This window comes from Halobacillus shinanisalinarum (assembly GCF_022919835.1).
GTDB classification, from domain to species: domain Bacteria; phylum Bacillota; class Bacilli; order Bacillales; family Halobacillaceae; genus Halobacillus_A; species Halobacillus_A shinanisalinarum.
On sequence record NZ_CP095074.1, the window covers coordinates 607407 to 620559 of the forward strand.

Sequence of the window (13153 nt, forward strand, 5' to 3'; positions counted from 1 at the left end):
CTTTAATGATTATTCTCCTAGTATTCTATCAAGTATTTGTCGAGAAATTATGCAATTCCTAATATAACGTCCATATATAGATACTCCCTATCAATCTAGTTTTCAATGTATAAATCCGCCTTTTTCTGTTCATCCTTGTTGATAGAAATGGGGGAAGAGACATGAGAAATCGATGGTTTATAATAAACAGGAAGTCAGCAATTTTAGGGCTTTTTTTAGCCGTTGTACTTTATTTTGCCTTTACTATAACTCCAACTTTTTCTTCAAGTAATGACCCGTCAAACCTAATCAACTCTGTAGAGAAAATGGGCGGATTTACTGAGTATAAGATTGCTCACGGAAGTAAGGTACCTCATTCCATCAATAAAGAAGCCTTTATGTCAATGGGAGAGGAGTTACAGAAATCATTTTCTATCACGTTCTCTGAAGTAAGCCATCCCGGCAACCACCAGGTGATGGAGTTTATTGGGGAAAAGCCTTTGTCCAAAACGAGTAAACTTCAGATGAAATGGGTTGGAACACCAAAAGGGGAAGATTCCAAATCCTATGAGGCCTTTCTTTTAATAAAAGTAACGGGGAGTGATGGAAATAAGGAGGCATTTCTAACGGACTGGGAGTTGATTAAGAATCGGCTACAGGAAGCTGGCATTACACCATCACTTAACTTCACCCTTCAGAAAGAGCTGAGTCAGGTCATGAATCAGGACAAACAAGCGAATTATTTGGAAAAGATTTTTAAGGAGTTAGATGGAACAGTTAGAAGTAATTATAAAGATGACAGCCAAATGATATTTGAAGGTTATTCAGACCGCCTATCCAATGGAATTATGAGCGAAGGTCAAATGATGAACTTGCAAATGTCTATTAAATCGGATCAAAAAACAAACAAAACGATTGTGGAAATCGGTTCCCCACTGCTCATCCTTTATTAAATCGATTAGCATTAAAAAAAAACGCCCCAGTTAGAACTAGGGCGACAAATACTTTTACCAATAAGTTAAGGTATCCAATAGACCGATGATAATCAAAATCCACCCAGCTATTCGCTGAACAACGGAACCGATTTTTCGACCTTGTTTCATAAACTTTCCACCCAATTCAAAATACCAAATGATGAAGATGGAAAGTAATAGTGGTACAGATGTTCCAATCGCAAAGACTGATGGTAAAACTACTCCATAAGAAGTGGATAAAACTACAGGCATTAGGGTCATAAAAAACAAAATAAACATGGTCGGGCAAAAAGCTAAAGTAAAACTTACTCCCATTAAAAAGCTTCCGATCTTACTGTCCTTCATATATCGCTCTGGGATTTTTCCGAAATTAACACTCCAACGCATCTTAAAAAAACCTGCCATGAAAAGCCCTATTAAAATCAAAATCGGTCCGATTAGTTTTCTTATCACAGGGATAAATAATGTGAAGTTTGCCTGAAACTCCTTTCCAAGTAGCCAAACCACGAGCCCGAGTCCAGAGAACACCACAAGCTTTCCTAATACAAAAAGAGATACATGCATCCAAGGAACATTTTTTTGCAATGAACGGTTACCATATATCGTAATAGCACCTATATTTCCAGTAAACTGACAAGGAGCTACGGCACCAACTAAACCAAGGAGAAAAGCCGATAAGAGAGGAATGCCTTCCCATTGATTGGCTAAATTAAAAAAGGGTTGGCTAAAAAAGTTGCTGATATTACTGAAGATTTGGTACATGAGCTCCACCCCATAAACAAAATATAATACAAAGAAAAAGAGATGTGACTTTCGTTTTTACGCTAAGTATTCCGAAGGTGTCTATAGAATAGTCCAACGATACTTAAAACGATACTTAAAACGATACTTATGGCAACAAATAATAGTTTCGGGAGATTAGGGCCAATGGCTAAGCCTGCTTCTACGTTTTTTGGAGCTGTTGAGGTCTGCACATCCATTGATTTTTCTTTTTTGACCTTATCTAACTGAAATGAAGTTAGTACGGTCCCGTCCTGGTTAACAATTTCTAAAGTTCCATCCTTTTTGATTTTTTTACTCACTTTCTCATTTACGCGTTGAGTAAAAAGTAACCTTTTAGATGCTTTATACTCTTTCCCATCTACTGTAAATGTAGCTCCTTTTGAAATACTCTCTGTTTTAAAGTGTTCAAAACCATAGTTTAATAGCTTAATAGTATCGTTATAAGCGTCCGCCTGCGAATCACTGTTTAAGGTAATGAGGATGACACTTAACCCCTCTTTTTCAGCTGTGGTTGCCAAAGTAAATCCTGATTGATCTACATAACCTGTCTTTCCTCCCGTAATCCATTCATAACCTTTCTGTCTCATTAATTTATGGTGGGTATAAAGCGTCGTATCCCAACTTTCTCCGTTCCACTTTAATTCTTCGGTTCCGAATATTTTCCTAAAAACCTCATTTTTCATGGCATACTGGGTTATTTTAGTTAAATCCTTAGCCGTTGTTACATGGTTAGGATGAAAGAGGCCATGCGGATTTTCAAAGTTGGTATTCGCCACACCAATCACATTTTTCAAGTATTGATTCAAATCTGCAGAAAAACGTTCCACACTTCCACTTAAGTGTTCCGCAATGGCTACACCCGCATCATTTCCGGAGTTAACCAATAATCCCTGAATCAGCTTTTTCAAAGAGACTTGTTCTCCCTCTTCTAAATAGACCCTTGTACCTACCGTGTTTCTTGCCTTCTGACTGACCGTTACAACATCCTCTAGATTACCGGTTTCTATCGCATAGATAGCTGCTGCAATTTTGGTTAAACTAGCCGGATACATTTTTTGATTTGCATTTTTATCATAAAGTACGGTTCCCGTTTTTGAATCAATCATGATGGCAGCCTCACTACCTATCATCGGCGGGGAAGTATCGGATTGAGCAAGAGCTTCAGTAGTAATTAAGGTATTTACTGCTAGAATAGTTGTTATAAACCATATCATTTTTTTCATTTTTCTACTCCAATAACCGTTTTTTCATATTGTTTAGGTACATGATTGTATCTTTATCAGATTCAGCTGGCAGATCATAATTTTGTTGATACTTTTCATGTCCCTTCCCAGTAATAACAATCCAATCCCCTGATTCACTCTGATCCAATGCCTGTTTTATGGCCAAAGTTCGATCCGAAACGACTGCCCCCTTCTCATTCCCAAAGGTATCACTTAGGGATTTGAGCGTTTCGATCATTTCTTTGTGAGAAACAGTGTTTAAGTCATCTACCGTTAGAATATAGTGATCACTTAATTCTGAAGTGATGGACAGCATTTCTCGTCTCTTTGTTGGGTCCCTGTCCCCTCTAAATCCAAAAACATGGAGGACTCTTTTAGCACCACAGAGCCTTGCTGTACGTAAGCAGTGAAAAATAGCATCTGGTGTGTGTGCATAGTCAACTACAACAGTAGTACCATTATCTTGTTGGAAAACTTCAAACCGACCATCCACTCCTGTAAATTCATAGATGGCCTTAAGAATACGTTCCTTAGCTATCTTTAAATGTTTAGCTGTTGCATAGGCCATTGCAACATTGTACATGTTATGAACCCCAGATAAAGGAGAACAGATATGGATCAATTCGTTATTATCTTTAACTGTTATTGTAGAATTTTCCAAATTGAAATTAAGCAATCTTAAATCACTATCTTCAGATTCATCGATAGTATACGGTCTCTTTCCTTTGTCCTGTAACCTTGCAGATAGCTTTTCACCCCAAAAACTATCTGTATTTACGATGGCTTGTCCATGCGCCTTTAACTTATCGAATAACAAAGATTTTGCACGAAAATACTCCTCCATGGAGGCATGATAGTCGAGATGATCATGGTAAAGGTTAGTAAATAAACAATAATCAAACTTCAATCCTTCTACACGATGTTGCGTTAATCCATGTGATGAAACCTCCATAATAATGACTTCATCTCTACTCTTGGAAAGAAGTTCATGTAAAACAAGAGAATTGGGCGTGGTATTCACACACTGAGTGACTTCCCCATTGATCACATTTTGAATGGTTCCAATCATCGAACAAGATACGCCACTTTCTTCTAATATGTGTTTCAATAAATAGCTTGTAGTTGTTTTCCCATTCGTACCGGTAACCCCAATCAACAACTTGTCTTTGGAGGGAGAACCATAAAATTTATTAGCTATAACCCCTAAAGCCTTTCTACTATTTTCCACCCTTATATAGGGTATGGATGAATTAGAAATAGCCTCTTCTCCTACTACAGCGCAAGCTCCTCTTTGAATAGCTTGTTCAATAAATGAATGACCATCTGCATTAAAGCCCTTTATAGCTACAAATACGAAATCCTTTTCAACATCCATTGAGCTATCAGCAATTCCTTGAATGGTTATATCTTTTCTCATACTCTTGTCTTCAATTTCTGTTTCAAATTCCTCTATCAGATGTTCTAATTTCATTGGTTATACTCCTCTTAAAAACAATGTAACCCTCCTTTGAATTTAAATCTTTTTTGTGCAGAAACTGTGTAGTTTCATTACATGTCATAAACACTTAATATTGTTAATCATTTGTAACAAATATAACTGTCATGGGACTTGCCCCCTAGAATATTTTGCGCTGAAACATACATATAGTTAAACATACTGGACAAGCAGAAAGGGGAACCAACATTGGTCACACCGTTATACTTGATACTTGTAACCATTCTCTTGCTCTCGGGCATAGCTGTTGGTAAGACTGTTTATTACAAAAAGAAAGTGACTTGTATGACCGGCATGATGATTGCGATGACCCTTGGAATGAGCGTCGGTCTAATGATGGGGTTAATTTTGGGGATTCTATTTTCAGGTAATTTATTTTTATCAACGGTATTGGGGATGCTTGCTGGGATGGTTGTTGGATTCTTAGCTGGTGTACCCATCAGTATTATGGCGGTACTTGATGGGTTACTGTCCGGTCTCATGGGGGGAATGATGGGTGCAATGCTGGGTGAAATGATTGCGCCAGAGTATCGTGATGCCATCGTAAAAATTATGTTTACGTTGTTTCTCGCGACTATGGTACTCCTTCTCTATATGATCCAAAAAGAAGTAAAGAGAAGTGAGACACCCTTGTTTAGGAATCCACTTTTAACGGTGGCTCTTTTGGGATTAATCTTTGTTGCATTTAATCAATTAGGTCCCATTTTCCCTCAAACAATATCTGGCCAACAAGGTCATTCAGAACATAACGAAGAGGGAAATAACTTACGCATTAAAGCTGATGAGTTCACCTTTTCACCTAATAAGACGAAAATACAGGTTGGGGAGAGAGTAACATTATCATTGGAGAATAATGGTGAGATACAACACGACTTGGAAATTATAAATCTTACTGTAGAGGAAGCTGAGAAAAATAAAACCCATGATCATGGTGAGGAGAATGATAACATTCATGTACATGCTGCGCCTGGAGAAGAAAAAAGTGTCTCCTTTGTTCCTGTTGAAAGTGGCACATATCGTTTTATTTGTACGCTGCCAGGACATCAAGAATCAGGAATGTTTGGAACGATTAAGGTCTCCTAAGAAGCCAGATATTCATTGCAAGAGACGGAACAATATAGTACTGGCTGGATAACTACCTCAATCTAAAATCTTAAAAAATAATTAAATAGCTTGCTTCCCTTTTCTTAAGGTATAGCAAGCTACATTTTTACAACCCTATTGTTGAAAGTAATGTTGGTCCCCATACTGGTGATTCTTCATTGCACCAATGTGCGGGGTATTTTTCAAGGGACTCATTGAATTGGTTTGCTCTAGGTTTGTTGCTTGTGGAGGATTTAACCAGCCTAATTGTTCGGCAAGCATTTCATATTGGTTACCAATATGTGACTGCTGCATAGCCATTCCACTATGAAGTTGTTTCACCTACTGGTTTTTCATAATGCCAATTTGCTGTTCTAAAGTATGAATAAGTTGTTGGTTCTTTGCATTATTCAAATAAAGTTCTAATCTTTTTATGATGCTTTTATGAGCATCAAGGTGATTAGCCATAAGTCCTACATCAACGGTGTTCAGCACTCAATACCACTCCTAATATTTTTTTCCCTATTGTTCCTAATTTATACAAAAATCCGAGAACTCCTGTAGTCTCCTCATTAGAAATTAAATTTGTTAAAGAGAATAAAAAAGCAGGAATTACGTTCCAACTTTTAAATCGTAACAATTACAATTACCACTATTTAAAGCTGAAAGCTAAAATTTCACTATATACAATTGGAGTATTAACTTATAGGATCCATTTATGTCCATTATGGAGAGGAGGATAAGCATAATCAAGGACTACAAAAAGCTTTTAATTAAACATTCTGGAGATAATGTAGAATAAATAATATAGTTAAGGCCCTTAGATACATTATTGTAGCTAAAGGCCTTTTTAATTTAAAAGAGTTATGGTCTCAGGTTAGGAAACAACATCATAGCCTTGTTCTTCAATTGCTTCTTTCATTTGATCATCACTGACATCGCCCTCATAAGAGACATCCACTTTACCTGTAGAAAGATCAACATTTACATCTTGAACACCGTTTAATTCCTGAAGCGCTGCTTTTACTGAGGACTCACAATGACCACAAGTCATTCCTTTTACGTTTAATGTTGTTTGCATCGTACATCTTCCCTTCATAAATTTATATTTTCGCTCGTTTCAAACGCAGCGAATTACTAACGACACTGACGGAACTGAACGCCATCGCTGCACCAGCCACCCAAGGAGCCAACAACCCTATTGCGGCAATTGGAATACCAGCAGAGTTGTAAGCAAGCGCCCAGAACAAGTTCTGGCGAATATTTTTCATCGTTTTCCGACTGAGGATGATCGCCTTACTGAGATGTTCAAGGTCACCGCCGATCAGTGTAATATCTGCCGTTTCAATGGCAACGTCTGTACCAGTTCCTATGGCGATACCGATATCAGCCGTTGCTAAGGCAGGAGCGTCATTAATTCCATCTCCGACCATGGCTACTTTTTGTCCCTGTTGCTGAAGTTCTTTAACCTTCTCCGCCTTTTCTTCGGGTAGCACTTCCGCAAAAACGCCATCAATACCCACCTGTTCAGCAATGGCCCGTGCCGTTCGCTCATTATCGCCGGTAATCATAAACACATCGATTCCAAGTGATTTCAGATCACGGATTCCTTGCTTAGACGTTTCCTTTACCGTATCAGCAACGGCAACATAACCTTTGATCGTACCATCTACGGCAATGAGCATGGCCGTTTTGCCCTCTTCCTCAAGTTGAGATAACTTCTCTTCATGCTCCTCAAAGCTGATATCTTCACGATTCATCAGCTTTCTAGTTCCAACGAATACTTGCTTTTGGTCTATTTTGGCTTGAATCCCGTGTCCAGGTATAGCCTCAAATTGATCAGCTTCTTTTATCTCTACATCTTTTTCTACCCCATATTCCACGATAGCTTCTGCCAAGGGGTGTTCCGATGCCTTTTCTGCTGTAACCAGGTCAGCTAATAACTCACTTTCATCATTTCCAAACGCAACAAAATCTGTAACTTCAGGTTTTCCTTTTGTAACCGTACCCGTTTTATCCAGTAGAACGGCGTCTAATTGCTGTGTCCCTTCTAGATATTCACCCCCTTTAAAGAGGATTCCTTGCTCGGCTCCTTTACCGGTACCAACCATAATGGATGTCGGTGTGGCAAGACCGAGTGCACAGGGGCATGCAATCACTAGTACTGCAATCGCAGCTTCAAGTGCTACTGGTAGTTCACCAGGAGAAACAAACAAGTACCAAGCTAAAAATGTAATCGCTGCGATACCAACAACAATCGGTACAAATATACCGGAAATCACATCAGCTGTTCGTTGGATGGGTGCTTTTGAACCTTGAGCTTCCTCAACAATTTTTACAATGCCAGAAAGTGCGGTGTCTTTCCCGACTTTCTCCGCCTTCATTTGTAATGTACCGTTTTTATTAATCGTTGAACCAATAACGGTATCTCCCTCATATTTCTCTATCGGTAAAGATTCACCGGTAATCATGGATTCATCAATCGAGGATTGACCTTTCGTTACGCTTCCATCAACAGGAATCTTCTCTCCCGGTTTAACTAGTAACACGTCACCAACCTGTACTTGTTCAACGGGTACCTTTTCCTCTTTCCCATCACGAAGGACAGTCGCTTCTTTTGCCTGTAAATTAAGAAGTTTCGTAAGTGCAGCCGTGGTTCGGCCTTTGGCAAGGGCCTCAAATAATTTCCCTACCAATATCAGTGTGATTAGCACTGCACTCGTTTCAAAATACAACTCCGGCATTACATCGGGATTTAGTTGCCAACGGATGGCCTCGACCACACTGTAAAAGTAAGCCGCAGACGTCCCGAGTGCTACAAGTACGTCCATGTTCGCACTTTTGTTACTCAAAGCACGATAAGCCCCGAGGTAAAACGGTGCTCCAATATAGAACTGGACTGGTGTTGCGAGTAAAAATTGAAACCATGGGTTCATCAGTAGTTCAGGAACCGGTATGCCAAGATCCCACGGCAAGTGAGCTACCATTGTGTACAATAATGGTAGTGAAAGGATCACCGAAATCCATAGATGCCTTTTCTTCTTTTTAATTTCCTCTTCTTTATGATCCTTTTGCTCCTCTCGATCCTTTTTAACAACAGCTTCATAACCGAGTTTCTTCACTTTTTCAGTAATATCATCAAGGGAAACGAAACCTGGATCATATTCAACAACGCCAGCTTCCGTCGCTAGATTCACGTTGGCCATTTCAATTCCGGCCATCCTACTTAGGCCTTTTTGAATACGTGTGGAACATGCCGCACACGTCATCCCATGAATATCGAGTTCAACTTTCTCCTTTTGGACACCGTATCCAAGCTTTTCAATTTTTTCGACGAGATCATTAGGCTGAACCTGATCCTCGTTATAGTTAATTTGAGCATTTTCCATGGCCAGGTTCACATTGGCCTCAACGCCATCCATTTTATTCAATACTTTTTCAATACGCGTGGCACAGGCAGAGCACGTCATGCCTGTAATTCCAACATTGACATTCTTTTGTTCACTCATCGATTTCATGCCCCCTTATTTGGAGAACTGCTGAACAACTTTCATGAGTTCATCAATAGCCTCTTCGCCTTCTCCTTTTTCTATCGCATCTGCAACACAGTGATGTGTATGCCGCTCTAATAATGAGTAGCCTACTTTATTTATTGCTTTATTTATCGCCGAAATTTGCACAAGGATATCCACGCAATAACGGTCATTTTCCACCATCTTTTGAATCCCTCTTACTTGGCCTTCAATTCGCTTCAATCGATTTAACACGGCCTGCTTCTCATCATCTGTTCTAGGAGTTACTGGTTGTTTTCCACTATTTTCAGGCAAAACATTCTCTTCCATTATTTATGACGCCTCCTTTTTTACAATATACCCTATACAGGTATTATAAGTCAATAGATATTTACCTTAATAATTAAAGGCACTATATGTTTATATAAATACTGATACTGGGTATATATTATACAAATAATTAATGAGAGGTGATCTAATGTTAACCCTTATTTCGTGGGTTGCGCTAGGAATAGGTTTTTTATGTTCCATAATCATCATAGTCGATGTTTTAAAACATCCTCAGCTGATGAAAATTATGAATTTTGTTTGGCCAATCAATGGGTTATTCTTTGGACCGTTTGCCGTATGGACTTATTTTAAATGGGGCCGGTTAAAAGCCAAAAATTTAGATATAGAAGATAACAGAGGAAGACCAGCAAAAGTTTTTACATCTACCAGTCACTGTTCTTCTGGTTGTACATTAGGTGATGCGGTAGGCGTTCCGATTGTCGCTTTAACAGCTTTTACCATAGCGGGATCCACATTGTTTGCCCACTATGCGGTTGAATTTATTTTAGCCTATGTATTTGGTATTATTTTTCAATTTTATGCCATTTATCCGATGAATAAAGATCAAGGCGCTATGGAATCTATTAAAGCTGCCATTAAAGCTGATTCTTTAGCCTTGATTGCTTTTGAAGTGGGTATGTTTGGGTGGATGGCGATTGTGCATTATGTATTGTTTACCACTCCCCCAAAACCAATTGAGCCAACGTATTGGTTTATGATGCAAATTGCTTTAGTTTTAGGCTTCCTGACCAGCTATCCTGCCAATTGGTGGCTAGTGAGGAGAGGTATTAAAGAAGAAATGTAGCGATTCACTAGAAGAAAAAGTATTGTTGTATATTATTTATGAAGTAAGATGATAAATACACTACAAGGGGGGCTCATTAATAATGAAATGTAATTGAAATGCATGATATGTGGAGGCCCGTAACCGTTGTTTCTCTTCCCGTTCTTCATATGGCAACAGGAGCTATTATAAACCCGTTGCTAAAAAACCTGGTTTTAGGGAAATTTTAGGCTCTAGATTAGAAAGGAAATAAACCCTTAACTATCACCAAGACAGCCATTCCAAAAAAACCACAAGAAAATCAAAAAAGTTCATAAAAAAAGTGATCCAATTGTCCTCCACTCACGATAGCAAAGTAAGAAAACAAATAGAACACAACCTGAAGCTAGAGAAGAAAAAGTGATAGCCGCGAATGAACAAGATGTCATTAAATGTTTGATCATTATGGAGTTGGAGAAAAAAGCATACCAAGCTTTCCGGAAGGATGTTAACGGAGGGAACACCTCTCTAAATAAACAAGAAAAGGTGATGGGCATGAAATGGAGAACGTATTTTATCATTGTAGGCTTAGCGGCCCTCCTGCTTGCAGGGTACAACTCAAATGTGTGGGCAAATTTTGGCTCCTCCTATGATTCAACCCCAGAGCAGGCAACCAAGGAAGAGGACTCAGGAAATGAGTCTTCTGATCTCTCACTAAAATCAGAAGAATTTACAGTCGTTGATAAATCGGGGGACATCAAAGAGATGGACTTCGAAAGCGAAAGACCAGATATGAGCAACGGAATCGTCCCTACCAATGTGAAGGTCCCAAGTATCGGTATCGACGCACCCGTGAATGAAGTAGGGGTACTTGAAAACGGACAAATGGGTGTACCGAAAAATAATGCAGTGGCAGGCTGGTTCGAGCCAGGGACGAAACCAGGCAACACAGGAAACGCCGTCCTCGCCGGACATGTTGACAACCGATCAGGCCCAGCTGTATTCTACTACTTAAAAAATCTACAAAAAGGCGACGAAATCATCGTCACAAACGAAGAAGGCAAAGAGCTGACCTACGTGGTTCAGAAGTTGGAAAGCTATCCAGCCGACGAAGCGCCTATTAAAGAGATCTTCGGAAAAACAGACAAGAAAAGGCTTAACCTAATCACCTGTACCGGGGTCTTTGACGATGAAAAGAGAACCTATCTGGACCGACTCGTCGTTTATTCTGAGTTGAAAACATCACTTGACGAAGAAAAAGATGTAGAAGAACCACAAGAAGATACAGATTATGATATTAAAGCACCGACCAGTGTCAAAGTAAATGGAACCTTCGTTACATGGCACGCTGTACGTGTAGACGGTGTCGCAGGTTACCGCGTATACCGCAGTGAAAACGGAGAAGACTTCGAAAAAGTCGCAAGTATCTCCGAACACGAACGCAAAACATATACCGATCCTAAAGCATCCAAATACACTTACTATGTAACAACGGTATATTTGGATGGAACCGAATCCGTCCCATCCAAACCTGGCAAATCCGAATAAAAGGCCACCTATACCTAAAAACATGAATATTATTATTTAACAGTAACCTCCACCACAGGACATCTATAATCTGGATGTCCTGTGGTGGTTACATGATTGCAGAATTAGAGCAAATGTTTTTATTCAGGATCCCGGTCCGGGGTATTGTTCATTTTACTGGCAACATTAATTCGCATTTACCTTCTCTGCATCACCTCGATAATAGGTGGAAAAAACCTCTGCAAAAGCTTCAATCGAATTATAAAGTTCGTTCAAGTTATTCTCAACGCCGCCAAATTCTAAAAGCATGGCACGGTTCGTTAGATCTTGGTTGTAGACCCCGTTCCCTTCTAATTTCGTTTTGACAAAAACTCCTCGGCTAATTCCGGGATATTTTTGTTCAAGTGCCGCATTAATCTCCTTAGCAACTTCTAAATTTTGTTCGAACTTTTCATTTTCTTTACCGACTATGAAAAAGAGTCGTGCATAGTCTTTTCCATTTATCGTCGTTGTGGTAATACTTCTAGGCTGAGAATCTCGATGGATATCAATTAAATATGATAAATTATCGTTTTGTGCAAGAGCTTCTTGAACAAGCCCTCTTGAAAATTCGTATGAATGAGTATAATCCAAATTCCTCTCTTTTAAACCTTTCGTTACGTTGGTTTTATCATGTTTGACCCCTATTCCTCGGCCTTCTAACTCTTCTTTCAATTTAGTTCCCACTGCTATGACATTGACTTTTTCATTTGTGCTAGATGCATTAGGGTGCTCACTTTTGATTAAAGGTTTATAAGCCTCCCAGCTGTGTGACTGATAGATATAAACTGACTTTTTAGATATTTCTTCGTTTTTTTGAGGCGTCCCCTCCTCTTCAGCTAAGTCTAGCTGGCTTTGGTTGACCTCTTGGTTCTGTAATTGTTCTTCAGTTGGTGGAAGGGATTCCACCGGAAGAGTACTTAAATCAGTTCCTTTACCAGCTATGGCAATTTCAGTGTGATAACGTTCAAGCCCTGGGATCTCTCTTCCTAACAAACTACGGATATCCCCAACATCCACGTTTGTAGCCATTTCCATCCAGTCAAACTGTTTCGTTACCTTGTCAGAATAATGCACCCTTAAGGGTGTCATCTCCTGGGCCATGATAAAAAGTGCCGCCTCTTCAGGCGCTGCCTTTGAAATGGAATAAATAAAAGGAGAAACAAAATATTCCTTTAATCCAGTACTTGTGATAAGCGTAACGATTAGGTAGAGAATAACAATCATAGGCAAAGTATATTTGATAATTAGTCGCATAGATTTTGAAATGAAAGAAGTAGGGCGTTGTTTATGCATTTATATCTCTCCTAAACTAACAATTTAATAGTCTAGTCTATGCGCTTCTACTAACATATATTAATCAAATTATCCTTGTATCTACATCCCTTTAACTGTTGGAATCTATTCGGTTTATATTTATCAGACATATATTATCTTTATCAAAT

13 protein-coding genes are annotated in these 13153 nt (G+C 39.1%); 4 read left to right on the plus strand and 9 right to left on the minus strand.

All coding sequences use genetic code 11. The features are described from left to right. Nucleotides 1-161 precede the first annotated feature (161 nt). Complete coding sequence (locus MUO14_RS03340) at nt 162-932, plus strand: YwmB family TATA-box binding protein (RefSeq protein WP_244753626.1); 771 nt, start codon at nt 162-164, stop codon at nt 930-932. A gap of 54 nt (nt 933-986) precedes the next feature. On the opposite strand, the gene MUO14_RS03345 is transcribed toward MUO14_RS03340, so the two are convergent. From MUO14_RS03345 to MUO14_RS03355, 3 genes are all read right to left on the minus strand, one after another. Further along, entirely contained in the window at nt 987-1715 is a 729-nt protein-coding gene (locus tag MUO14_RS03345; RefSeq protein WP_244753627.1) for an urease accessory protein UreH domain-containing protein, read from the minus strand. A 62-nt stretch (nt 1716-1777) separates the two neighbouring features. Further along, nucleotides 1778-2959 carry a D-alanyl-D-alanine carboxypeptidase family protein gene (locus MUO14_RS03350; protein ID WP_244753628.1) on the minus strand — a complete coding sequence of 394 codons (1182 nt, stop codon included), beginning with the start codon at nt 2957-2959 and terminating at the stop codon, nt 1778-1780. A 4-nt stretch (nt 2960-2963) separates the two neighbouring features. Beyond that, nucleotides 2964-4430: a UDP-N-acetylmuramoyl-L-alanyl-D-glutamate--2,6-diaminopimelate ligase gene (locus tag MUO14_RS03355; RefSeq protein WP_244753629.1), complete on the minus strand. Its 1467-nt coding sequence runs from the start codon at nt 4428-4430 to the stop codon at nt 2964-2966. Between the two features lie 213 nt (nt 4431-4643). On the opposite strand from MUO14_RS03355, the gene MUO14_RS03360 reads away from it, so the two are divergent. Then, nucleotides 4644-5537 carry a plastocyanin/azurin family copper-binding protein gene (locus MUO14_RS03360; RefSeq protein ID WP_244753630.1) on the plus strand — a complete coding sequence of 298 codons (894 nt, stop codon included), beginning with the start codon at nt 4644-4646 and terminating at the stop codon, nt 5535-5537. A 135-nt stretch (nt 5538-5672) separates the two neighbouring features. Here the strand turns inward: MUO14_RS03360 and MUO14_RS03365 are convergent, their stop codons facing one another. The 5 genes from MUO14_RS03365 to MUO14_RS03385 all read right to left on the minus strand — a co-directional run bounded on the left by MUO14_RS03365 (nt 5673) and on the right by MUO14_RS03385 (nt 9379). Then, nucleotides 5673-5879, minus strand: coding sequence for a hypothetical protein (locus MUO14_RS03365; RefSeq protein ID WP_244753631.1), 207 nt, complete (start codon nt 5877-5879; stop codon nt 5673-5675). Then, entirely contained in the window at nt 5880-6032 is a 153-nt protein-coding gene (locus MUO14_RS03370; protein ID WP_244753632.1) for a hypothetical protein, read from the minus strand. 382 nt (nt 6033-6414) lie between these two features. Further along, nucleotides 6415-6618 carry a copper chaperone CopZ gene (gene copZ / locus MUO14_RS03375; protein WP_244753633.1) on the minus strand — a complete coding sequence of 68 codons (204 nt, stop codon included), beginning with the start codon at nt 6616-6618 and terminating at the stop codon, nt 6415-6417. Nucleotides 6619-6640: 22 nt separating this feature from the next. Then, the gene (locus MUO14_RS03380; RefSeq protein ID WP_244753634.1) at nt 6641-9046 is read right to left on the minus strand and encodes a heavy metal translocating P-type ATPase; all 2406 of its coding nucleotides are present in this window, start codon (nt 9044-9046) and stop codon (nt 6641-6643) included. A 15-nt stretch (nt 9047-9061) separates the two neighbouring features. Continuing rightward, a complete protein-coding gene (locus MUO14_RS03385) occupies nt 9062-9379 on the minus strand; it encodes a metal-sensing transcriptional repressor (protein ID WP_244753635.1) in 318 nt (105 codons plus the stop codon). Nucleotides 9380-9527: 148 nt separating this feature from the next. Between MUO14_RS03385 and MUO14_RS03390 the strand changes: the two genes are divergently transcribed. Together MUO14_RS03390 and MUO14_RS03395 are read left to right on the plus strand one after the other, a co-directional pair. Continuing rightward, the gene (locus MUO14_RS03390; protein ID WP_244753636.1) at nt 9528-10184 is read left to right on the plus strand and encodes a DUF4396 domain-containing protein; all 657 of its coding nucleotides are present in this window, start codon (nt 9528-9530) and stop codon (nt 10182-10184) included. Between the two features lie 378 nt (nt 10185-10562). Continuing rightward, a complete protein-coding gene (locus tag MUO14_RS03395) occupies nt 10563-11690 on the plus strand; it encodes a class F sortase (RefSeq protein ID WP_244753637.1) in 1128 nt (375 codons plus the stop codon). Nucleotides 11691-11855: 165 nt separating this feature from the next. On the opposite strand, the gene spoIIP is transcribed toward MUO14_RS03395, so the two are convergent. Then, complete coding sequence (gene spoIIP, locus MUO14_RS03400) at nt 11856-13004, minus strand: stage II sporulation protein P (RefSeq protein WP_244753638.1); 1149 nt, start codon at nt 13002-13004, stop codon at nt 11856-11858. Nucleotides 13005-13153: the final 149 nt, after the last annotated feature.